The following is a 20,729-nucleotide window of genomic DNA, read 5'->3' on the forward strand; positions in this document are numbered from 1 at the left end:
GCCTCCCCCCTCACCCGATCAGCGTCAGGTGGTTGTCGAAGGCGACATCCTCGCGGGACATCGGCGTGGCGCTGCCGTCGCCTTTCGTAAAATCGAGGCCGATCACCGCGCCCTCGCCCGAGGTTGCCAGCAGTCCGCCCGCCCCCTCCCCCGCCGCCGGGGCGATGCCGCAGCCGTCGGCGAGGCGGGTCGTGCCGGCGAAGCGGCCGGTGGCGCTGTCGAAGGCGAAGATCAGCCCGCCGCGCGGCGCCGAGAAGGCGACGAGGTCGCCGTCGCGGCTCGCGGCGACCGAGCCGACATAGTTGCGGGTGCGGGCGCGCAGCGCGTCCGGCAGCGCGAACATCTCGGTCGTCCCGTCCGCCGTCAGCCGGCCGGCGAGCGGCGGCAGGTCGGTCGGCGCACCCTCGTACTGGCAGCCGAACCAGACCGCGCCGGCGGCGTCGACCGCGAGGTGGCGGATCGACAGCTTGCGCAGCTCGTCGGGCAACCGCCGCACGGCGGTGAGCTTCCCGCTCGGCGCGTCGATGACGGCGAGCGAGGCTTCCATGTCGGCGCTGTTGAGATCGAGGCGGCCGAACTCCGGCGAGGTATCGAGGCCGCCGTTCGCCACCACCAGCGTGCGCCCGTCGCCGAGCAGCACCAGTTCGTGCGGACCGATGCCGCCCGTCGGCATCTCGCCGACGCGCTCGAACCCGGCCGCGACGTCGTAGATGCCGACGACACCCTGCCCGGCCGCATAGTCGTTTTCGGTGGTGTAGAGCAGCTTGCCATCGGGCGAAAACACACCGTGGCCGTAGAAGTGGCGCCCCTCGGGTGCCGGCAGCAGGATCGGCGCGACGGCGGGATCCGCCTCGAACACCACGGCGAAGCTGCCGGGCCGGCGGGCAAAGGCGACGAGGCGGCCGCTGACGGGATCATGGGCGATGTCGTGGCCGCGATCCGGCAGCGGCCGGACGCCGAGGATGCGCCCCGCTGCGTCCATCAGCACCGCGGCGAAGCTGCCGTCGGGCAACTTGGCGCAGCTCGCATAGCGCGGCCCCTCGGCGGTCGCCGCGAACAGGCGGCGCGGGCCGAGCGCGAACAGGCCGGCGGAGAGGCCGATCAGGCGGCGGCGATCGATCAGCATGGCGGTCGTCTCCCCGTGGTTCAGCCCCGATCCGGCGTACCGGCCCTCAGTCGCCGTCGAGCGAATTGAAGCCGCCGGCGAGGCCGAGCGCCGCGCCGAGGTCGGTGGTGACCTCCACCCGCGTCACCCGCACGGTCAGCATCAGGTAGTTGATCAGGTCGCGGCTCTTGTCGGCGGCGACGAGGCGCTCCATCGGCCCGGCGAGCCGGCTGGCGGCGCCGGCGGCCTGCAGCAATTCGAAGCCGATCTGCTTCGGCAGCCAGCGCCGGTCGGCCGGCAGCACGTCGCCGATGCCGCTCGCCTCGACGAGATGGGCGACGGCGGCGAGTTCCGCCGCGATCACCGGCATCGTCGCCTCGGAGCGCCAGTAGGGCGCGAGGCGGGGCTTCGCCTTGGCGGCGGTCTCGCCGAGCGCCGGCTTCAGCTTGTGGTCGGCGATCAGCTCCAGCGCGGTACCGGCCGACTGCAACATCTCGCCGGCTGCCTCCTTCGAGGTCTGGAACACCGGGTTGGTCGGGCCGGGCTGCTCGAACAGCGCCAGCACCGCCGGATCGCGCCAGCCGTCCGCCACCGCGCGGGCGATGGTCGCGACATTGGCGGCGGCGGCAGCCGCGAAGGCGCAGCGATAGGTGCCCGCTTCGCCGGTGACGGAGAGTTCCTCGGCGCCGGTGCCGAACAGCAGGAACTCGATCGCCGTCAGCCCCTGCACCGCAACGGACTTCGCCGCCAGCGTCTCCGGCGTGGTCGCGGAGGGATCGCGGGACGCGAGCAGGCCCTGCACCTGGCGCAGGCCGAGGCCGCGCGCATCGGGCCAGAAGGCGAGGCGTTCCAGCCGGTTGTCGTCGAGCAGCGGGCCGTAGCGCAGCGTCGCCAGCGCGCCGTGCGCCGTGACGGTGTCGCGGAAGACGCCGCGCGCGGTGGCGAGCGCGGCCGGGTCCGGCCTGGCGCAGGCGTCGGCCAGAACGCCGCGCAGCGCCGCGGCGCGGTCGGCGAAGACGTCGGCCGTCGGCTGCACGTGGTTCTCGATCACCTGGCGGACGATGCCGGCATAGGCCGCCTCGTCGAGGGTCACCGGGGTCGGCGCGGTTTCCTGCGCGAAGGCTGGCAGTGCGAAGGCCGGCGCGAGGAGCAGCGCCGCGAGGCGGGCGAGCAGGCGGCGTCGGGTCATCGCGGCAGTCTCCATGGTCGGCCTCGCCGTCAGAGCGAGCCGAGGAACCGGATCAGGTCGGCGCGGGCGCCGGCGTCCATCGCGGCGAAACGGGTCCGCGCCGCCTCGGCCTCGCCGCCGTGCCAGAGGATCGCCTCGGTCAGGTTGCGGGCGCGGCCGTCGTGCAGGAACAGCGTATGGCCGTTCACCGCCTCGGTGAGACCAATGCCCCAAAGCGGCGGCGTGCGCCACTCCCGCCCATCGGCGCCGGCCTCGGGACGGTGGTCGGCGAGGCCGTCGCCCATGTCGTGCAGCAAGAGGTCGGTCATCGGCCAGATCAGCTGGAAGCGCTGTTCCTTCTCGGCCGCGTCGCGGCGCGTCACGTATTTCGGGCGGTGACAGGCGGCACAGCCCGCGTCGTGGAACAGCGCCTTGCCGCGCAGCACGGCGGGGTCATCGATGTCGCGGCGCGCCGGCACGGCGAGGTTGCGCGAATAGAACACGACGAGATCGAGCATGTCCTGCGAGATCTCGGTCGGCCCGAGCTGCGCCTGGTCGCCGTGCGGTGCCGTCCGGCAGGCGCCCTGCGCCTCGGTGCAGTCGCCCCAGGCGAACGGCATCAGCGGCGTCGAGAGGCCCATGTCACCGAGAAAGGCGTGCGCGCTCTGCTGCTCGACCGTCGGCTGGCCGGCCTTCCAGCCGAAGCGGCCGAGCACCATCTCGCCGGTGCGGTCGTCGAGCACTCGATTGGCGCGCCCAGAGATACCGTCGCCGTCGGCGTCGTCCGGATCGGCATTCTCGAGAATGTCGCCCGCGTCGATTGCCTCCAGCAGGCCGAGGCCGAGCATGGTCGGCGCCACTCGCGGCGACATCATGACGTCGTCCCGCATCGGTCCGTAGTCGAGGTCGGTCAACGCGTAGGTCGGCTTGCGCAGCGACACGGTGGTGCCGTCGGCGAGCGTCACCGGCTGTTCCTCGTAGGAGACCTCGATCCGCCCTTCCGCCTTCAGCCCGGCGACGGCGACGTCCTGGAACTGGCCGCCGTAGGTCGGCTCGGCCATCGGGCCGTCCGGCCCCGGCACCGACAGACGCATCAAGAAGCTCTCCGCGCCGTCCGGTCCCGGCGGATGGCCACGGCCGTCCTTCAGGTGGCAATTCTGGCAGCCGCGCGAATTGTAGAGCGGCCCGAGCCCGTCGGAGGCGAGCGTCGACGACGGCGCCGACACCCAGAGCCGGCGGAACAGGCCATTGCCGAGCTTGAAGCGCTGCTCGCCGGCGAAATCGAGATTGCCTGAGAACTGCGAGAAGGCGTTGCGGTCGAAGACGCGGCGGTTGGTGGTGGCGCCGCCCGGCATCGCCTCGAATTTTTCCGGCTTCGAGAAATCGGTCGGGGCCGCGGTGATCGCGGCGACGCGGGTGCGGTCCTTCGGGTTGAGGTCATCGCGGTGCGGCAGCAGGCCCTCCGCGAGTGCCGCGCCCGCCAGGAACACCAGCGCCGCGGCGACGGCGAGCCGCAGCGGCTGCGCTGCCCGCCTCCCTTGCATCCCCGAGGCGGGGCTCGCCTCGCCCGCGCCAAAAGCCCCGGCCCGAGGCTCGTCCGTCAGCATGTCACGCGTCCTGCAAACGGGGCCTTGCCCCCTCCACCCGCCGCCGCCCGGGGGCGACGGCGCTTGCCGGAAGGCCGGGCGGATCGCCCGGACCTTCGCCGCCGATCACTGGAACACGGCGTCCGGGTTGTCGAGGCTGTCGGAGCCTTCGAAGGCGATCTGGCCGAGGTCGAGGGCCGCGACGGCGCGCTCGATCGAACGGGTCTGATCGACCAGCGAATCGATCGCCGCCTGCACCACCGCGTTGCCCTCGGCGTTGCCCTCGCCGATCATCTGGTCGTAGGCCTCGCCGCCCTCGGCGCGCGCCGCCAGCGTCTCGAACGCACCGAGCGAGGTGTCGAGCTTGCCCTTCAGTTCCTCGGCGACGGCCGGCGATGCGGCGGCGACGAGGTCGGCGGCGGACGGGCCGGACACCGTGCTGCCGTCCACCCGGACATAGCTGCCGAAGTAGACGTTGCGGATGCCGACGACGTCGTTGAGGTGCGACGAATGCGTGTTGTCGGAGAAGCAGTCGTGCTCCTCCTCCGGATCGTGCAGCAGCAGGCCGAGCTTCATGCGCTCGCCGGCGAGTTCGCCGTAGGAGAGCGAGCCCATGCCGGTGAAGATCGCCGCGACGCCGGCCTTCGGATCGCCCCCCAGCAGCCCCTTGGCCGCCTCGCCGTCCGGCGCCCAGTTCGCCACCATCTCCTCGAGGTCGGTCACCAGCAGGTCGGTGGCCGCGGCGAGATATGCGGCGCGGCGATCACAGTTGCCGCCGGTGCAGTTCGCGGTGTCGAAGTCGGTGGCGGGGCGGTTGCCGGCGCCAGCGCCGGTGCCGTTGAGATCCTGGCCCCAGAGCAGGAACTCGATGGCGTGATAGCCGATCGCGACGTTCGATTCGATCTCGCCCGCTTCCTGGAAAGTGCCAGCGAGCAGGTCCGGGGTGATCGTGGTGGCGTCGACCTCGCCGCCGTTGATGGCGACCTTCGGGTTGGCGATCACGTTGAGCGTATAGAGGCTGTTGGCATCCGACTCGGTGCCGTAGCTCGCGTCGACGTAGTCGATCAGGCCCTCGTCGAGCGGCCAGGCGTTCACGCGGCCCTCCCAGTCGTCGACGATGGGATTGCCGAAGCGGAAGGCTTCCGTCTGCTGATAGGGGATGCGGGCGGCCTTCCAGGCGTCGCGCGCGGCGGCGAGCGTCGCATCCGACGGCGCGGCGAGGAAGGCGTCGATGGCGGTATCCAGCGCCTGCGCCGTGGTCAGCGCGTCCTCATAGGTCGCATGGGCGATCTTCACGTAGGTGTCGACCACGGCCTTGGCATCGGGCGCCGCTGCCAGCGCCGGCGACGCGGCGAGGCAGGCCGCGGACACGCCGGCGGCAAGGAGGGATGAAATCCGCATGTGAATCTCCGTCAGGGAGGCGGCGCGCCCTGCGCGCCCGCCGGTCAGTGGAACATCGTGAGGCAGGGGCGACCGGCGACGTCGTCGATCACGTGCGGCGGCACGGGCAGCAGCCGCTGGTGGATGTCGTCGAGGGCCTCGGCGAGGCAGCGCGCGGCGCGGTGCAGCGCCTCCTGCTTCTCCTCCGCCGCGAGGTGGCCGACCGCGCGGGCGACGGACTCGTCGTTGCCGTTCTGCACGGCGGCGACGAGGGCCAGCAGCAGGCATTCGTCGCGGCACAGGCACTGGCAGCCGTAGGGGAAGCAGCGCAATTGCTGGGCGGCGCAGCCGCGGGTCTCGCGGACCCAGTAGGAAATCTCCCCGTAGAGCCGGCGGGCCTGGCTGGAGCCGAGCTCGTCGACAAAGACCTGCCAGCCGATCTCCCAGCAGTCGATGCTGCCGGTTTCATAGCCGCTCAGCCACGCGCGGTAGCCTTCGACGAGCAGCCGCTCGGGCCGGCGGGCAAGCACCGGCGCATTGCGCCCGGAGGCGAGGACGATGGCCACGCGGTCAGGCCTCCGTCCGGCGGGAAGGCCCGCGCCGGCAAGACCACGCGCGCCGGAAACCTTCGGCAAGGTCAGGCTGGTACATGAGAAAACCTCTAATCGAACGGGTGCAAGGCCCAGACATCAAAGGCTGATCCCGCCGAGACGCGGGGGGCTGGTCGGCCCTGACCGTGTCAAACCGGCCGGGGCCTGTCAAGCATAGTGGAATTCATTACTCAGGTTAAAAAAGGGAGGGAGATGGTCGCGCAGGCGTTCACCCCGACTGACGTGTCGTCGGCGGGGTGAGACAGTGCACGGGTTCGGACGCGCCGCCTGTGCCAAGGACCCGGCGAGCCCGGCCCGGAGACGGCGACCGCGCGATTGTGACGGTGCCGACGCTCAGGCGGCCTGCTGCTGCACGGCCGCATCGGCGGCGGGCACCGGGGCATCTTCCGGCAGGATCAGCGTCAGCAGGATGGCCGCGAGGCCGCTGGTGGTGATCGCCGAGCCGAACACGTTGCGCAGGACGGCCGGAAGCTGGGCGAGGCCCTCGGGCACCAGCGTCACGCCGAGGCCGAGGCCGAAGGACACCGCCATGACGTAGATGTTCTTCCGAGTGATCGGCTGGCCGGCGATGATGCGGATGCCGGCGACGGCGATCGAGCCGAACAGCACCAGCGTGGCGCCGCCGAGCACCGGCTTCGGGATCAGCGTGAACACGGCGCCGAAGCTCGGCAGCAGGCCGAGCAGCACCAGCAGGCCGGCGGTATAGAGGCCGACGTGGCGGCTGGCGATGCCGGTCATCTGGATCACGCCGTTGTTCTGGCTGAACGTCGTGTTCGGAAACGTGTTGAAGATCGCGGCGATGCCGGAATTGACGCCGTCGGCGAGCACGCCGCCCTTGATGCGCTGCATGTAGAGCGGCCCGCTGATCGGCTGGCCGGCGATGATCGAGTTGGCGGTCAAGTCGCCCGTCGTCTCGATGGCGGTGATCAGGTAGATGAAGGCGATCGGCAGGAACAGGGCGATATCGAAATCGAAGCCGTAGCGGAACGGGATCGGCAGCGCGAACAGCGCGCCGGGAGCGAACGCGCCGAAGTTGACCTTGCCGAGGATCATCGCCGCGATGAAGCCGACGACGAGGCCGACGAGCACGGCACCGATGCGCAGGTGCATGTTGGGCGAGAAGCTCAGCAGCAGGATCACCGCGATCACCAGCAGGCCGAGGCCGAGATTGACCGGACTGCCGAGATCGGCCGCGCCGACGCCGCCGGCGAGGTCGGTGAAGCCGACCTTGGCGAGGCTGAGGCCGATGCAGGTGATGACGATGCCGGTGACGACCGGCGTGATCACCTTGCCGAGCTTGTGCATGAACTGGCTGAGCACGACCTCGACCAGGCAGCCGACGAAGCAGAGGCCGAAGATCATCGCGAGGATGTCTTCCGGCGTGCCCCCCTGCCCCTTCACCGCCAGGCCCGCCGCGAGCACCGCCCCGAGAAACGCGAAGCTGGTGCCCTGCAGGCTGAGCAGGCCCGACCCGACCGGCCCGATGCGGCGGCACTGGATGAAGGTCGCGACGCCGGAGACGAACAACGACATGCTGATGAGGTACGGCACGTGCTCGCCGAGGCCGAGGACGCCGCCGATCACCAGCGTCGGCGTCACGATGCCGACGATGCTGGCGAGGATGTGCTGCGACGCCGCCAACAGGCTGGTCGCGGGGGCGGGACGATCGTCGAGGCCGTAGACGAGCCCGAGCGGGCGGGCGGCGGTCTGGTCGGCCATGGCGGTTCCTCCGTCGAAAGGTCGGCGCCGGCTGCAACCGCCAGCATGTGACTATCCGCCGGAATCCGGTCCGCCTGCACGATAGCCGGCGCACAAATTGGCGCCACCACCTGCGCATGTCATGACCGCACGCCGGCCTGGCACGGCCCCGGACCGGTCTGCGAGGTCGCCGCACCCGGCCCGGAGCGCCGATTCGGCGGCCTGGCCGCCTCTGCCTGCCGAAAATACATTCATCGGCGAGGCCCCCTCCCGGCGCAAACACGCACGGCCCGGCTCCGCGCGCCGGGGCTGCGTCAGGGATTCCCCTGCCGGTCGAGGGTCGCATTGACAGCGCGGGCCGGCGTGCCACTACTCGGGCCGAGACCCGCTGCCGCGCAGGACAGCGGCGACGGGAGACCTGGCGGCCTTGCGAACCCTCTATCTGCACCACCCGTCGTACCTCGACCACGTCACGCCGCTCGGCCATCCGGAGCGGCCGGACCGGCTGCGGGCGATCGATCTCGTGCTGGAGGCGGAAGCGTTCCAGGCGCTCGACCGGCTCGAGGCGCCGCTCGCCGAGGCGAGCCAGATCGCGCGGGCCCATCCGGCGAGCTTTGTCGACGAGATCCGCTTCGCCGTGCCGTCCGAGGGTCTCGTCCGGCTCGATTCCGACACCGTGGTCTCGCCGGGCAGCTGGGAGGCGGCGCTGCGCGCGTCGGGGGCTGCCTGCCGCGCCGTCGACGAGGTGATGACCGGCCGCGTCGACAACGCCTTCTCGGCCCACCGGCCGCCGGGCCATCACGCCGAACTCGCGACGGCGATGGGCTTCTGCCTGTTCAACCACGCCGCCGTCGCCGCCCGCCACGCGCAGGCGGCGCACGGCGCCGAGCGCGTCGCCATCGTCGATTTCGACGTGCACCACGGCAACGGCACCCAGGACATCTTCTGGTCCGACGCCTCGGTGATGTACTGCTCCAGCCACCAGATGCCGCTGTTTCCCGGCACCGGCGCGCTGTCGGAGACCGGCGTCGGAAACATCGTCAACGCGCCGCTGCTGGCCGGCGACGGTTCGGACGCCTTCCGCGAAGCCTACGAGACCTCGATCCTGCCGGCGCTGACGCGCTTCCGTCCCGACCTCGTCATCATCTCGGCCGGCTTCGACGCGCACCACCGCGATCCGCTCGCCAACATCGACCTCACCGAGGCGGATTTCTCCTGGGTGACGGGCAAGTTGCTCGACGTCGCGGCCAAGGCCTGCGGCGGCCGGGTGGTGTCGCTGCTCGAGGGCGGCTACGACCTCAAGGGCCTCTCCTCCTCGGTCGGCGCGCACGTGCAGCGGCTGATGGGGCACTGACCGGCCCCGGCCCGGCCCCGGTTCGGCCCCGGCCCGGCCAGAGCTTCGCTGGACTCGACGGCGTTTCGGGGTTGCCCTCGGCGCCAAGACGCGCCACTTGTTTGCGAACGGTTTCAGGATACGGATTTTCACTGTGGCGGCGGCAGACGGAATTGCGGAGCTCTCGTTCGAGGCCGCACTCAAGGAACTCGAGGGCATCGTCTCGCGGCTCGAACAGGGCAGCGTCGCGCTCGAGGAATCGATCTCGATCTACGAGCGCGGCGATGCGCTGCGCGCCCATTGCGACCGGCTGCTGAAGGCCGCCGAGGCCAAGGTCGAGAAGATCCGCATCGGCGAGGGCGGGCGCGCCGTCGGCGCCGACCCCCTCGACATCGACTGACACCCTGCCCCGCCGCGATGCGCCGCGGCCCGCCCGCTGCGGCCCTGCCCGCGGCAGTGGCGGCGATTGAACCGGCAGTCCGGTTCCTGTATGCGCAGCCCCGGCGGCGGTCTCCCGGAGACCTTCGCGAACCAGCGGCCTCACGGGATGGCCAGACGGCCCGGTCGCCAGCAGGAGCGATCGATCGGGCGAGCCCGGACGGACGGGCGATCAGGAATGAAATGCGGCCTTCGACGCCTCTCCTCGACACCATCATGGCCCCGGCCGATCTGCGCGGCCTGACCGACGCGGACCTGCGTCAGGTTGCCGATGAACTCCGCGCCGAGACCATCGACGCCGTGTCGGTCACGGGCGGGCATCTCGGCGCCGGCCTCGGCGTGGTCGAGCTCACCGTCGCCCTGCATGCGGTGTTCGACACGCCGGACGACCGGCTGATCTGGGACGTCGGCCACCAGGCCTATCCGCACAAGATCCTCACCGGCCGCCGCGACCGCATCCGCACGCTGCGCCAGGGCGGCGGGCTGTCCGGGTTCACGCGCCGGGTCGAGAGCACGTTCGACCCGTTCGGCACCGCGCATTCCTCGACCTCGATCTCCGCCGGCCTCGGCATGGCGGTCGCGCGCGATCTGTCGGGCGGCAGCAACAACGTCGTCTGCGTCATCGGCGACGGGGCGATGTCGGCGGGCATGGCCTACGAGGCGATGAACAACGCCGGCGCGATGCACACCCGGCTGATCGTCGTGCTCAACGACAACGACATGTCGATCGCCCCGCCGACGGGCGCGATGAGCGCCTATCTCGCCCGCCTCGTCTCCGGCCCGACCTACCGGTCGCTGCGCGAGACGGCGAAGCAACTCGCCCGCAAGCTGCCGAAGTTCTGGAAGGACAAGGCCGCCCGGGCCGAGGAGTTCGCGCGCGGCTTCTGGACCGGCGGCACGCTGTTCGAGGAGCTCGGCTTCTACTACGTCGGCCCGATCGACGGCCACAACATGGAGCACTTGCTGCCCGTACTGCGCAACGTGCGCGACAACGGCAAGGGTCCGATCCTCGTCCACGTCGTCACGCAGAAGGGCAAGGGCTACGGCCCGGCCGAGGCGTCGGCCGACAAGTACCACGGCGTCTCGAAGTTCGACGTGATCACCGGCCAGCAGGCGAAGCCGAAGTCGAACGCGCCGTCCTACACCAGCGTCTTTGCCCAGAGCCTCGTCGCCGAAGCGGCAAGCGACGCGCGCATCGTCGCGGTCACGGCCGCGATGCCCGACGGCACCGGGCTCGACCGCTTCGCCGAGGCGTTCCCCACCCGCTGCTTCGACGTCGGTATCGCCGAGCAGCACGCCGTCACCTTCGCCGCCGGCCTCGCCGCCGAGGGCTACAAGCCGTTCTGCGCGCTCTATTCCACCTTCCTGCAGCGCGGCTACGATCAGGTCGTGCACGACGTCGCGATCCAGAACCTGCCCGTCCGCTTCCCGATCGACCGCGCCGGCCTCGTCGGCGCCGACGGGCCGACCCACGCGGGCGCCTTCGACATCGCCTATCTCGGCTGCCTGCCGAACATGGTGATCATGGCGGCGGCCGACGAAGCCGAACTCGTGCACATGGTGGCGACCGCCGCCGCCTATGACGCCGGTCCGATCGCTTTCCGCTATCCGCGCGGCGAGGGCGTCGGCATCGAACTGCCCGAACGCGGCGAGGTGCTCGAGATCGGCCGCGGCCGCGTGCTGCGCGAGGGTAGCAAGGTCGCGATCTTCTCGCTCGGCACCCGCCTTGCCGAAGCGCTGAAGGCCGCCGACGATCTCGAGGCGCAAGGGCTTTCGACCACCGTCGCCGACGCGCGCTTTGCCAAACCGCTCGACCGCGACCTGCTGCGCCGGCTCGCCACCACCCACGAGGTGCTCGTCACCGTCGAGGAAGGCTCGGTCGGCGGCTTCGGCAGCTTCGTGCTGCACGCCCTCGTCGAGGACGGCCTGCTCGACGGCCATCTCAAGGTGCGCACCCTGACGCTGCCCGACAGCTTCCAGGAGCACGATCGCCCGGAACTGATGTACGCCGCCGCCGGGCTCGACCGCGCCGGCATCGTCAAGGCGGTGATGGCCGCGCTCGGCCGGCCGGCGGCGGTGGCGGGGGTGAGGGCGTAGAGGCAGGGGCGGGAGTATCGGATGGCACCGGTCGCCAGGTGCGGCTGTCCGGTTCAGCAGGATCAGCCGCCCGGATCGCACCTTTGTCCTTGCCACCACCCCGGCTGATGCAGTGTATCCGGCTCAGCGCATAAACGTCACCTTGCTCATCCGATCTGGCGCATAATTCGATTTTATCCGATTTAACAGATATTGACGCGTTATCGGCATTGGCGCATAAATCCACCATGTCGACCATCGCCCGCACGCCACAACAGATCGGCAACGCCATCCGCCGCGCCCGCAAGCGGCTCGGCCTCAGCCAGGCCGAGCTCGGGGAGCGCGCGGGGCTGCGCCAGTCGACGGTGTCGATCATCGAAACCGGCAATCCCGCGGCCCGCATCGACACCGTGCTCGGCCTGCTCGCCGCGCTCGACCTCGAATTCCAGGTCGCGCCGCGGAACGACCCGGCGGCGCCCTCGCTCGAGGACATCCTGGGCTGATCCCAATGAGCATCACCCGCGCCGCGAAGGGGTAAGTGGTGGAGCAAGGAGGGAGAGAAAGTCTTTTTGTCGAATCGAGCAATCGCTTGCTCAAGGTTCTCCGCAGAATGTTGGCTCGCCAAATGACTGCGGTCGGGACCGGGCTGAGCCAGTCGCCGACCGGGCCAATTTAGTGGACTCGGGACGCGTCAGTCGCAGATCCCTTCATTCAATGCCGACGATACAACCTCCACCCGCTTCAGCAGGAGCTCCGAGTTTCGCGTACCAGGCGCCGTCATCGCGACCTCATTTGCGATGTCGACGAAACGGTTCATCGATCGGCAGTTTCCGGCAGATGCCGCACGCCAGTAGAATTGAAGCGCCCGCTTGGGATCTTCCACTTCCTTGACCCGTCCCATCGACAACGTGTGAATGCCAGAGAAAAGATCTCCAAGCATTTCCGATGCCTTGATCGAGCCTTGGAAACTCGCCTGCGTCAAAAGATCGACGTTGGTTTCGACATCCGAGTTTTTCACCAGATAGGAGCCCAGCGCCTTCTCCGCCTTGAAAACCATCGCTCGCACATACATCCCGTCGCTCGATCGCTCGGCATAGGTCGCTGCACGCTCCGAATTAACCGGCAGAACCGGCTCACATCGCGTGTAGCAGATCGGATCGAAGATCTCTGCCAAGGCAAGATAGCTGTAGAGATCACCGGCCTCCGCAGCCTCCAGAAAGACTTTCACCGCCGCGTCCAGGTCTGCTTCGACCCCATACCCGAAGCGATAGGCATGTCCCTTCCAGCCGAGATCGTGGGGATAGTCGGGGTTCATATTCGACAGGGCACGCTCGAAAAGCGGTCCAGCCGCTTCATCCCCTTCCTCGCGCCGCACCACAATCGCAAGTTCGAACATCCCTTCGAGTGATCCCAGCTGTGCGGCATGGGCGTACAATCCGCGAGAACTGGTGCTGTCTCCAGGGCCACAGACCGGGCCGCTGGTGTTCGACCCGTTGCTTTCCAACAGGTTGCCGGCTGCCATCGTCACGTCGTTTGGGCCAGCCGTCTCCACGACTTCCTGTAGTCTTGCTTCGAGCAACTGCTCGACGTCACCATCGACTGCGCCGGACACGCCGATGCACTGCCGGCTCGCGGCCAGTCGCCCGAGTTCCGCGTAAGCGTCCGGCAAATCATATAGCGCGGCCAGCACAAGCCATTTCAAAGCAGCCCGTGTATCCGGATCTTCGCCGATGCCGAAGTACTTGAGGTGAAACATCGTCAAAGCCGCGCGACCGTCACCGCGCTCGGCAACGCGTAGCAGCTTGTGAACTCCGATGCTTCGATTGGCGACAAGACTGGCGACCGCCTCGCCGTAGGAAACGTCGGCTTCCCGAGCCGGCGACATCTTGTGGCCGTCCTGCAGCAAAGCAACGGCACGCTCACAGGCGGCTAGCGACTCGCGGGGATGTCGGACCTCGTGCAGCGCCTGCACCGAAGTAACGCCAGTGCCGAGGGGCTTGGTGTTGGAAATGCAGAGATCGATCACGTCTTCTGCATCAGCCGCTTCGACGTTCCGCTCGACGCCGAACGATCGGCAGGATTCCATCCAGATAACATACCGGCAGAATTTCTCGACGACCGGCGGAAACATCACAGGCATCAGATTGACGAACAGCGGCACTGCGATCTGCAGTGCGAGGAAGCTGAAGCACCCGAACAGACCAAGCTTGAGCAGAATTCCCATGACCGCCTCCCGCCACGTCGAGCCGAAGAACAAACCTCGGCCATCAAGCGGCCTATGGACGGCGAGGTCGGGTTTCCGCAGAGGACGAGAGAGAAAACAGGTCGAGGCCCAACGCCATGCCTAATCCTCCCGTCCGCCTTGAGAATTTGGCATGGCCCGTGCGCGTCCCCGGCCACAAATCGGGCATGATCCGGCCCGAGATTCGTTCGTACGCCAATCGGCGCGCCCCGCCTTCCCCGAACGGTCATCGGACATTTCCATCTTGTTGAAGACGCTTGCCCCCGTGATGTCGCTGCTGCTCGGCATCTCGTTCCTGCTCGCCGGCAACGGCCTGCAGACCACACTCACGCCGCTGCGCGCCGCGCTCGAGGATTTCAGCGCGCTCCAGATCGGCCTGATGGGCTCGGGCTACTACGCGGGCTTCGTCGCGGGATGTCTGGTCGGGCCGTATCTGATCCTGCGCGCCGGTCATATCCGCGCCTTCACGGCGCTGGTCGCGGCGGCGTCGGCGATCGCGCTGGTGCATCCGATCGCGGTCGATCCGATCGCCTGGATCGCCTGCCGCGCCGTCACCGGCTTCAGCCTGGCCGGGCTCTACCTGATCGTCGAGAGCTGGCTCAACGACCGCGCCACCAACGCCAACCGCGGCTTCCTGATGAGCGCCTACATCATCGTCAACTACGTGGCGATCACCGCCGGGCAGATGATGGTGACGCTGGCGCCGCTCGACACCTTCAACCTGTTCGCACTCGCCTCGATCCTCGTCTCGGTGGCGGCGATCCCGGTGGCGCTGACGCGCTCGGCGCAGCCGGCGCCGATCACGCTGGTGCGCTTCAACCCGCTGAAGCTCTACCGCATGGCCCCCGTCGCCATCGTCGGCAGCCTGATGATCGGCATGGCGAACGGCGCGTTCTGGTCGCTCGGCACCGTCTTCGCCAGCCAGCGCGGGCTCGGCACCGACGGCGTCGCGATGTTCATGAGCGCGGCCGTCGTCGGCGGCGCGCTCGGGCAGTGGCCGGTCGGGCGGATCTCGGACCGGATGGACCGCCGCTTCGTGCTGGTCGGGGTGCTCGCGGTCTCGGCGGTCGTCGCCGTGCTGCTCGCGACGCTGACGCTGCCCGGGCCGATGCTAATGGCGATGGGCTTCGTCTTCGGCCTCACCACGCTGCCGGCCTATTCGGTCGCCGCGGCCCATGCCTACGACCGCGCCAGCCCGGACTCCTACGTCGAGACCGCCGCCGCCATCCTGCTCGCCAACGGCGTCGGTTCGGTGATCGGCCCGCTCGCCGCCTCGCTGGCGATGGACCAGATGGGCTCGGCGGCGCTGTTCTTCTACATCGCGGCGGTCGAGGTGCTGCTGCTGCTGTTCGTCGTGCTGCGCGTCGCGGTGCGCACGCGGCCCTCGGCGGTCGAGCGCACCGGCTTCGACGTCTATTCGACCGCGCCCGTCGGCGGGCCGCTGACGCCCGATGCCTTCGAAGACTCGCATCCGATGGTCGCCGTGCCGCCCGAACCGCTGCGCGCCGACAACGACGCGCGGAAGACCGGCGCCGCGGCGTGAGCGGGAACGACGCCGGCGGCGGCCGGATCCGGCTCGACCTCGCGCTCGTCGCGCGCGGCCTCAGTCCGAGCCGGGCGCGGGCGCGCGATTCGATTCTGCGCGGGCGCGTCGGCGTCGACGGGGTCGTGGTGACGAAGCCGGGGCAACTGGTCGCGCCGGACGCCGCGCTCGCCGTCGACGATCCGGCGGAGGCCTATGTCTCGCGCGCGGCGCTGAAGCTGGTCGCCGGGCTCGACGCCTTCGCGGTGCCGGTCGAAGGCCGCACGGCGCTCGACATCGGCGCCTCCACCGGCGGCTTCACGCAGGTGCTGCTCCAGCGCGGCGCCGCGCACGTCACCGCCATCGACGTCGGCCACGGCCAGCTCCACGCCGAGCTCGCCGGCGACCCGCGCGTCACCTCGATCGAGGGATTGAATGCCCGCGATCTCGGGCCCGAACACCTCGCCGCGCCGCCGGAGATCGTCGTTTCCGACGTCAGCTTCATCTCGCTCACCCTCGCCCTGCCCCCGGCGCTCGCCCTCGCCGCCCCCGGCGCCGACCTCGTCGCGCTGGTGAAGCCGCAGTTCGAGGTCGGGCGCGCGGGCATCGGCAAGGGCGGCCTCGTGCGCGACCCGGCCGCCGGCAAGGCTGCGGCGGAGCGCATCGCCGACTGGCTCGGCGGACGGGACGGCTGGCGAATAAGCGGCTTGATCCCCTCGCCTCTCGCCGGCGGAGACGGTAACGAGGAGTATCTCCTCGGAGCGCGGCGTGACTGACACACTTCTCACCATCGAACGGCTCGGCCACCGCGGCGACGGCATCGCCATGCCGGACGGCCAGCCGGTCTACGTGCCCTTCGCGCTGCCGGGCGAAACCGTGCGCGCCGAGGTGTCGGGCGAGCGCGGCGATCTTTTCGAAATCGTCACCGCCAGCCCCGACCGGGTCGCGCCGCCGTGCCGGCATTTCGGCCGCTGCGGCGGCTGCCTGTTGCAGCACATGGCGCCCGCGCCCTATGCCGACTTCAAGCGCGACCTCGTCGCCGCGGCGTTCGCCGACCGCGGCCTCGTCCCGGAGATCGCCGCGACCGTGGCCGTGCCGCCCGGCAGCCGCCGCCGCGTGGTGCTCGCCGCCGGCCGTGCCGGCCGGCACCTCGTGCTCGGCTTCCACGCCCGGCGCAGCCATACGATCATCGACATCGCTGAATGCCCGATCGCCGTGCCGGCGATCGTCGCCGCGCTGCCGGCGCTGCGCGAGATCGCCGCGATCGCGATGCCGAAGAAGGGCGAGCTGACCCTGACCGTGGTCGCCGGCCCCGAAGGGCTGGACGTCGCCATCGGCGGCGCGGGGCGGAAAGAGGCGGACCGGCTGCGGTTGCCGCTGTCGGTGCGAGCGATGGACCACGGCTTTGCCCGGCTGTCGCTTGGCGAGGAGGTGATCGTCGCGGCCCGGCCGCCGGCCATTCCGGTCGGGTCCGCCCTGGTGGTGCCTCCCCCCGGCGGCTTCCTGCAGGCCGCCGTCCCGGCTGAGGCGGCGATGGCCGCGCTGGTGGTGCAGGCGGCGGAGGGCGCGAAACGCGTCGCCGACCTCTTCGCCGGCGCGGGCACCTTCGCGCTCAGGCTGGCGGCGACGGCCCGCGTCCATGCCGTCGAGGGCGATGCGCCGGCGCTCGAGGCGCTGACCCGCGCCGCCCGCGCGGCGCCGGGACTGAAACCGGTGACGACGGAACGGCGTGACCTGTTCCACCGCCCGCTCGCGGGAAAGGAACTCGACGTCTTCGATGCGGTCAGCTTCGATCCGCCGCGCGCCGGCGCCGCCGAACAGGCGGCCGCGCTCGCGGCGTCGAAGGTGCCGGTCGTGGTCGCCGTCTCCTGCAATCCGGCGACGCTCGCCCGCGACGCCCGGCTGCTCATCGACGGCGGCTACCGGCTGGATCTGGTGACGCCGGTCGACCAGTTCCTGTGGACGCCGCACGTCGAGGCGGTGGCCGTGTTCCGGCGCTGACCGTCCCGGGGACGGCGCCCCGTGGTGGCCGTTAAGCCTCTCGCCGGCAAATCTCCCTTTGCCGCCCGCAGCATGGAACGGGCGCCCCGCCGCCGCGTTGAGGCTGCGGAGGGACGGCGCCCGCCGCCTCGCGGCGCTGGCTTCAAACGGACGGGAGAGCCCACATGTCGGTCGGTACCATTCTGCTCATCATCCTCATCCTGCTGCTCGTCGGTGCGATTCCGTCGTGGCCGCACTCGCGCTCGTGGGGCTACGGTCCCTCGGGCCTGCTCGGTGTCGTGGTGGTGATCCTGCTGATCCTGTTGTTGATGGGCCGGATCTGAACCAGCGACGCCCGCGCATTCGGTGCGGGTTCGATGATGTTTCGGCGAACGCAAAATGGTCAGCCTGCTGCCCCGTCTTCCGGGGCCGCGGGCTGGCCATTTCTACGTCGGCGCAGCTTCGGGGCAAGTGTCGGCCTGGACGTTGACGACCTACTGGGCGACGAACAGCGCGTTGCAGAACCAGATGCCGCGCAGCGCCCCGCGCTGCTTCGGATGCCGGCGGACGTCGAAGAAATTGTAGAGGCAATAGCCTTTGGCGCCGAGCGCGGCGTTGAAGCGCTCGAACGAGACGTGCAGTCCGTTGTCGGGGTGAATGCCGCACTCGACCTGGATGAACTTGATCTTCTTCGACGAGATCAACTCGTCGAACCCGTGCAGGACCTTGAGGTCGGATCCTTCGGTATCGATCTTCAGGAAATCGATATGCTTGATGTCGTGATCGCGGCAGAAGCGATCGCCGGTCTCGACGATGACGTCTTCCGTCGGAATCCCGGGCAAGGCCCGGCTCATGAAGCGATTGACCAGCCCGCCGGGCACCGCCCGCATCACCGAGTTGCCGCAGTGGTCGCTCAGCGCCTCCTGGAACAGGTAGGTGTGCCGGTCGTCGCCATGCCGGTTCTTCAGGGTGAGGAAGGTCGCGGATACCGGTTCAAAGGCGAAGATTGCAGCGTCGGGGAAGCATTCCCGCTCGGCCGCCACGGTGCCGCCGACGTTGGCGCCGACATCGAAGATGATCGAGGCTTCGAAGCCTCTTTTCTTGAGGGCTTCCGGTGCTTGCACGTCTGGCCCCCTGCGCTCCGGGAACTCCAGACGACTTTACATCGCTTTCCGCGGCAAGTCGAACGTTCAAGGTCCCATCAGCACAACTACGGGGACAGGATTCGCGGCGGTCAATGCACCCGGGACACGCAGAATTCCACCACTTCGATCAGCGCCTGACGGTGATCGCCGTCGGGCAACTCGTCGAGGGCGGCGACCGCAGCCTCGCCGTAGTGGCGGGCGCGGGCCGCCGTCTCGGCGAGGGCGCCGTGGCGATGCAGCAGTTCCACCGCGCGCTCGAGGTCGCCGTCGGCGATCGTCGCCTTCTCGATGGTGCGCTGCCAGAAGCCGCGTTCGAGTTCGCTGCCGGCGCGATAGGCGAGCACCACCGGCAGCGTGATCTTGCCTTCGCGGAAATCGTCGCCGACGCGCTTGCCCAGCGCCTGGGACGAACCACCGTAGTCGAGGGCGTCGTCGACGAGCTGGAAGGCGAGGCCGAGGCTGGTGCCGTAGCGCGCCATCGCGCGGCGCGCCTCGTCGCCCGCTTCCGCGATGATCGGGCCGACCTCGCAGGCGGCGGCGAATAGCGCGGCCGTCTTCGCGTCGATGACACGCAGATAGCGCGCCTCGTCGGTGGCGAGATCCTTGGCGGCGGCGAGCTGCATCACCTCGCCCTCGGCAATCACCGAGGCGGCGGTGGAGAGCACGGAGAGGGCGTCGAGCGAGCCGACCTCGACCATCTTGCGGAAGGCCTGGCCGAGCAGATAGTCGCCGACGAGCACGCTCGCCTGGTTGCCCCACAGCATGCGCGCCGACAGCTTGCCGCGCCGCATCTCGCTCTCGTCGACGACGTCGTCGTGCAGCAAGGTCGCCGTGTGCATGAACTCGACCGAGGCGGCGAGCTTGACGTGGCCCTCGCCGGCGTAGCCGAACAGGCCGGCGCTCGCGAGCGTCAGCATCGGCCGCAGCCGCTTGCCGCCGGAATCGATCAGGTGACGGGCGATCTCGGGAATCATCTCGGCGTTGGCGCCGGCCATGTCGAGGATCAGCTGGTTGACGCGCGCCATGTCGTCATCGACCAGCGACATCAGCAGTGAAATCCCCGGTTCGGGCTTCGTCTTCTCGAGGGATGCCACGATGGCCACGCTCTGCTCTCCGCCTTGTCGCCGCACGGCGACGTCCTGTCCGACCCGCGGATCCCTGCCGCGAAACCACCCGTCGTCGCAACCCGCTCCCGGGCGATCCGTTCCCCGGCGACGGCCGCACGCCCCGTTGGGAAACTAGGCGCGGCCGCGCTGTCGGCAAGCCAAACCGCGCCGGGATGAACGCAGCGCGACGATCCGTTACCATGGCTCTAACATGATCGGACGACGCTCCGCGAGTCGCCTCGATCCGCGAGGCCCTCCACCTTTGCGATGAAGGACCCGCATGGAAGAGCTGATGCGCACCAACGATCTCGTCGCGATGTCCTTCGCCAAGGCGTTGCTGACCGACGCCGACATCCTCCACATCGTCGCGGACGAGGCGGCGAGCGCCATCGACGGCTCGATCGGCATCCTGCCGCGCCGGCTGCTGGTCGACAGCGACGAGGCCGAGGCGGCCCGCCGGCTGCTCACCGACGCCGGGCTCGGCGCCGAGCTCCGCGACCGGCCGAAGCGCTGAACCGGCGGCGGCGATGACCGACCCGACCACGATCGACGGCTTTCTCGGCGGCCGGCTGCAACTCGCGCAGCCGGCGGACCGCGGCCACCGCGCCGGGCTCGACGCGGTCATGCTGGCCGCGGCGCTGCCGGAGGGAAGCCGCGGGCGCGTCGCCGACCTCGGCGCCGGCGTCGGCGCCGTCGGCTTCTGCGTCGCCGCCCGCCTCGGCGACGTCACCGTCACCTTCGCGGAACGGGCGCCGGCAACGCTGGAGCTGCTCGCCCGCAACATCGCCGCCAATGCGCCGGCGCTCGGCGACCGCTTTTCGATCGCCGCCGTCGACATCGAGGCGCCGGCCGCGGTGCGCGAAGCGGCGGGGCTCACGCCCGCCGCCTTCGACCACGTGCTGATGAACCCGCCGTTCCACGCCGCCGGCCGCGGCCGCGCCTCGCCCGATCCGGCTCGCGCCGAGGCGCATGTCGCAGGCCCCGAAACGCTGGAGCGCTGGGTGCGGGTTGCCGCCGGGCTGCTCGGCGCGCGCGGCACGCTGACGATGATCTGGCGCGCCGACGGCCTCGGCGACGTGCTCGCGGCCCTCGATCGCCGCTTCGGCGGCATCGACGTGCTGCCGCTGTTTCCGCACGCCTTCGAGCCGGCCGGACGGGTCATCCTGCGCGGGCGGATCGGCAGCCGTGCCCCATTGGCGCTGCTGCCCGGCTTCGTGCTGCACGAGCCGGACGGCGGCTTCACGCCGGCCGCCGCGGCGGTGCTCGCCGGCGCCCCGCTGCCCGCGCTCTGGCGCTGCTGACCATTCTGCGCCGGCGGTCGCCAGCGGCAACGCCCCGC

At 70.0% G+C, this 20,729-nt stretch carries 19 protein-coding genes; 10 read left to right on the forward strand and 9 right to left on the reverse strand.

The window, feature by feature from the left end:
- Positions 1-10: 10 nt before the first annotated feature.
- The 6 genes from I5731_RS09770 to I5731_RS09795 all read right to left on the reverse strand — a co-directional run bounded on the left by I5731_RS09770 (position 11) and on the right by I5731_RS09795 (position 7,569).
- Positions 11-1,126 carry a DUF1513 domain-containing protein gene (locus I5731_RS09770; RefSeq protein ID WP_197311202.1) on the reverse strand — a complete coding sequence of 372 codons (1,116 nt, stop codon included), beginning with the start codon at positions 1,124-1,126 and terminating at the stop codon, positions 11-13.
- Between the two features lie 46 nt (positions 1,127-1,172).
- A complete protein-coding gene (locus I5731_RS09775) occupies positions 1,173-2,294 on the reverse strand; it encodes an imelysin family protein (RefSeq protein ID WP_197311203.1) in 1,122 nt (373 codons plus the stop codon).
- Between the two features lie 29 nt (positions 2,295-2,323).
- Entirely contained in the window at positions 2,324-3,817 is a 1,494-nt protein-coding gene (locus tag I5731_RS09780; RefSeq protein ID WP_197311204.1) for a di-heme oxidoreductase family protein, read from the reverse strand.
- Between the two features lie 168 nt (positions 3,818-3,985).
- Positions 3,986-5,260: an imelysin family protein gene (locus I5731_RS09785; RefSeq protein WP_197311205.1), complete on the reverse strand. Its 1,275-nt coding sequence runs from the start codon at positions 5,258-5,260 to the stop codon at positions 3,986-3,988.
- Between the two features lie 44 nt (positions 5,261-5,304).
- Positions 5,305-5,805 (reverse strand): hypothetical protein, encoded by a 501-nt coding sequence (locus I5731_RS09790; RefSeq protein WP_197311206.1) that lies wholly within the window; start codon positions 5,803-5,805, stop codon positions 5,305-5,307.
- Between the two features lie 378 nt (positions 5,806-6,183).
- The gene (locus I5731_RS09795; protein ID WP_197311207.1) at positions 6,184-7,569 is read right to left on the reverse strand and encodes a uracil-xanthine permease family protein; all 1,386 of its coding nucleotides are present in this window, start codon (positions 7,567-7,569) and stop codon (positions 6,184-6,186) included.
- A gap of 406 nt (positions 7,570-7,975) precedes the next feature.
- Here I5731_RS09795 and I5731_RS09800 point away from each other — a divergent pair, with 406 nt between their 5' ends.
- The 4 genes from I5731_RS09800 to I5731_RS09815 all read left to right on the forward strand — a co-directional run bounded on the left by I5731_RS09800 (position 7,976) and on the right by I5731_RS09815 (position 11,898).
- Positions 7,976-8,902 carry a histone deacetylase family protein gene (locus I5731_RS09800; RefSeq protein WP_197311208.1) on the forward strand — a complete coding sequence of 309 codons (927 nt, stop codon included), beginning with the start codon at positions 7,976-7,978 and terminating at the stop codon, positions 8,900-8,902.
- Positions 8,903-9,026: 124 nt separating this feature from the next.
- Positions 9,027-9,281, forward strand: a complete 255-nt coding sequence (locus I5731_RS09805; protein WP_328838733.1) for an exodeoxyribonuclease VII small subunit — start codon at positions 9,027-9,029, stop codon at positions 9,279-9,281.
- A 221-nt stretch (positions 9,282-9,502) separates the two neighbouring features.
- Positions 9,503-11,416 carry a 1-deoxy-D-xylulose-5-phosphate synthase gene (gene dxs / locus I5731_RS09810; RefSeq protein WP_197311210.1) on the forward strand — a complete coding sequence of 638 codons (1,914 nt, stop codon included), beginning with the start codon at positions 9,503-9,505 and terminating at the stop codon, positions 11,414-11,416.
- Positions 11,417-11,643: 227 nt separating this feature from the next.
- The gene (locus I5731_RS09815; RefSeq protein ID WP_197311211.1) at positions 11,644-11,898 is read left to right on the forward strand and encodes a helix-turn-helix transcriptional regulator; all 255 of its coding nucleotides are present in this window, start codon (positions 11,644-11,646) and stop codon (positions 11,896-11,898) included.
- Between the two features lie 188 nt (positions 11,899-12,086).
- Here the strand turns inward: I5731_RS09815 and I5731_RS09820 are convergent, their stop codons facing one another.
- Positions 12,087-13,619, reverse strand: coding sequence for a tetratricopeptide repeat protein (locus tag I5731_RS09820; protein ID WP_197311212.1), 1,533 nt, complete (start codon positions 13,617-13,619; stop codon positions 12,087-12,089).
- Positions 13,620-13,881: 262 nt separating this feature from the next.
- On the opposite strand from I5731_RS09820, the gene I5731_RS09825 reads away from it, so the two are divergent.
- From I5731_RS09825 to I5731_RS09840, 4 genes are all read left to right on the forward strand, one after another.
- On the forward strand, positions 13,882-15,180 hold the full coding sequence (locus tag I5731_RS09825; RefSeq protein ID WP_235981693.1) for an MFS transporter: 1,299 nt from the start codon (positions 13,882-13,884) through the stop codon (positions 15,178-15,180).
- Complete coding sequence (locus tag I5731_RS09830; protein ID WP_328838550.1) at positions 15,177-15,935, forward strand: TlyA family RNA methyltransferase; 759 nt, start codon at positions 15,177-15,179, stop codon at positions 15,933-15,935. Before I5731_RS09825 ends, I5731_RS09830 begins: the two co-directional genes overlap by 4 nt.
- Complete coding sequence (locus tag I5731_RS09835; protein ID WP_197311213.1) at positions 15,928-17,160, forward strand: class I SAM-dependent RNA methyltransferase; 1,233 nt, start codon at positions 15,928-15,930, stop codon at positions 17,158-17,160. The genes I5731_RS09830 and I5731_RS09835 overlap by 8 nt, the downstream gene beginning before the upstream one ends.
- 164 nt (positions 17,161-17,324) lie before the next feature.
- Complete coding sequence (locus I5731_RS09840; protein ID WP_197311214.1) at positions 17,325-17,483, forward strand: DUF3309 family protein; 159 nt, start codon at positions 17,325-17,327, stop codon at positions 17,481-17,483.
- A 150-nt stretch (positions 17,484-17,633) separates the two neighbouring features.
- On the opposite strand, the gene I5731_RS09845 is transcribed toward I5731_RS09840, so the two are convergent.
- The gene (locus I5731_RS09845; RefSeq protein ID WP_197311215.1) at positions 17,634-18,263 is read right to left on the reverse strand and encodes an FkbM family methyltransferase; all 630 of its coding nucleotides are present in this window, start codon (positions 18,261-18,263) and stop codon (positions 17,634-17,636) included.
- Positions 18,264-18,373: 110 nt separating this feature from the next.
- Positions 18,374-19,387 (reverse strand): polyprenyl synthetase family protein, encoded by a 1,014-nt coding sequence (locus I5731_RS09850; protein WP_197311216.1) that lies wholly within the window; start codon positions 19,385-19,387, stop codon positions 18,374-18,376.
- A gap of 283 nt (positions 19,388-19,670) precedes the next feature.
- Here I5731_RS09850 and I5731_RS09855 point away from each other — a divergent pair, with 283 nt between their 5' ends.
- Together I5731_RS09855 and I5731_RS09860 are read left to right on the forward strand one after the other, a co-directional pair.
- Positions 19,671-19,904: a putative signal transducing protein gene (locus I5731_RS09855; RefSeq protein WP_197311217.1), complete on the forward strand. Its 234-nt coding sequence runs from the start codon at positions 19,671-19,673 to the stop codon at positions 19,902-19,904.
- A 13-nt stretch (positions 19,905-19,917) separates the two neighbouring features.
- The gene (locus I5731_RS09860) at positions 19,918-20,691 is read left to right on the forward strand and encodes a tRNA1(Val) (adenine(37)-N6)-methyltransferase (RefSeq protein WP_197311218.1); all 774 of its coding nucleotides are present in this window, start codon (positions 19,918-19,920) and stop codon (positions 20,689-20,691) included.
- The last annotated feature ends 38 nt before the right edge of the window (positions 20,692-20,729 follow it).

Source organism: Methylobrevis albus (assembly GCF_015904235.1).
Taxonomy (GTDB): Bacteria; Pseudomonadota; Alphaproteobacteria; order Rhizobiales; family Pleomorphomonadaceae; genus Methylobrevis_A; species Methylobrevis_A albus.

Bases quoted from the DNA above. Each gene is read 5' to 3' on its own strand.
- I5731_RS09775 (WP_197311203.1), bottom strand. From the start codon at position 2,294: ATGACCCGACGCCGCCTGCTCGCCCGCCTCGCGGCGCTGCTCCTCGCG.
- I5731_RS09780 (WP_197311204.1), bottom strand. From the start codon at position 3,817: ATGCAAGGGAGGCGGGCAGCGCAGCCGCTGCGGCTCGCCGTCGCCGCG.
- I5731_RS09860 (WP_197311218.1), top strand. From the start codon at position 19,918: ATGACCGACCCGACCACGATCGACGGCTTTCTCGGCGGCCGGCTGCAA.
- I5731_RS09770 (WP_197311202.1), bottom strand. From the start codon at position 1,126: ATGCTGATCGATCGCCGCCGCCTGATCGGCCTCTCCGCCGGCCTGTTC.
- I5731_RS09795 (WP_197311207.1), bottom strand. From the start codon at position 7,569: ATGGCCGACCAGACCGCCGCCCGCCCGCTCGGGCTCGTCTACGGCCTC.
- I5731_RS09820 (WP_197311212.1), bottom strand. From the start codon at position 13,619: ATGGGAATTCTGCTCAAGCTTGGTCTGTTCGGGTGCTTCAGCTTCCTC.
- I5731_RS09840 (WP_197311214.1), top strand. From the start codon at position 17,325: ATGTCGGTCGGTACCATTCTGCTCATCATCCTCATCCTGCTGCTCGTC.
- I5731_RS09785 (WP_197311205.1), bottom strand. From the start codon at position 5,260: ATGCGGATTTCATCCCTCCTTGCCGCCGGCGTGTCCGCGGCCTGCCTC.
- dxs (WP_197311210.1), top strand. From the start codon at position 9,503: ATGCGGCCTTCGACGCCTCTCCTCGACACCATCATGGCCCCGGCCGAT.
- I5731_RS09815 (WP_197311211.1), top strand. From the start codon at position 11,644: ATGTCGACCATCGCCCGCACGCCACAACAGATCGGCAACGCCATCCGC.
- I5731_RS09855 (WP_197311217.1), top strand. From the start codon at position 19,671: ATGGAAGAGCTGATGCGCACCAACGATCTCGTCGCGATGTCCTTCGCC.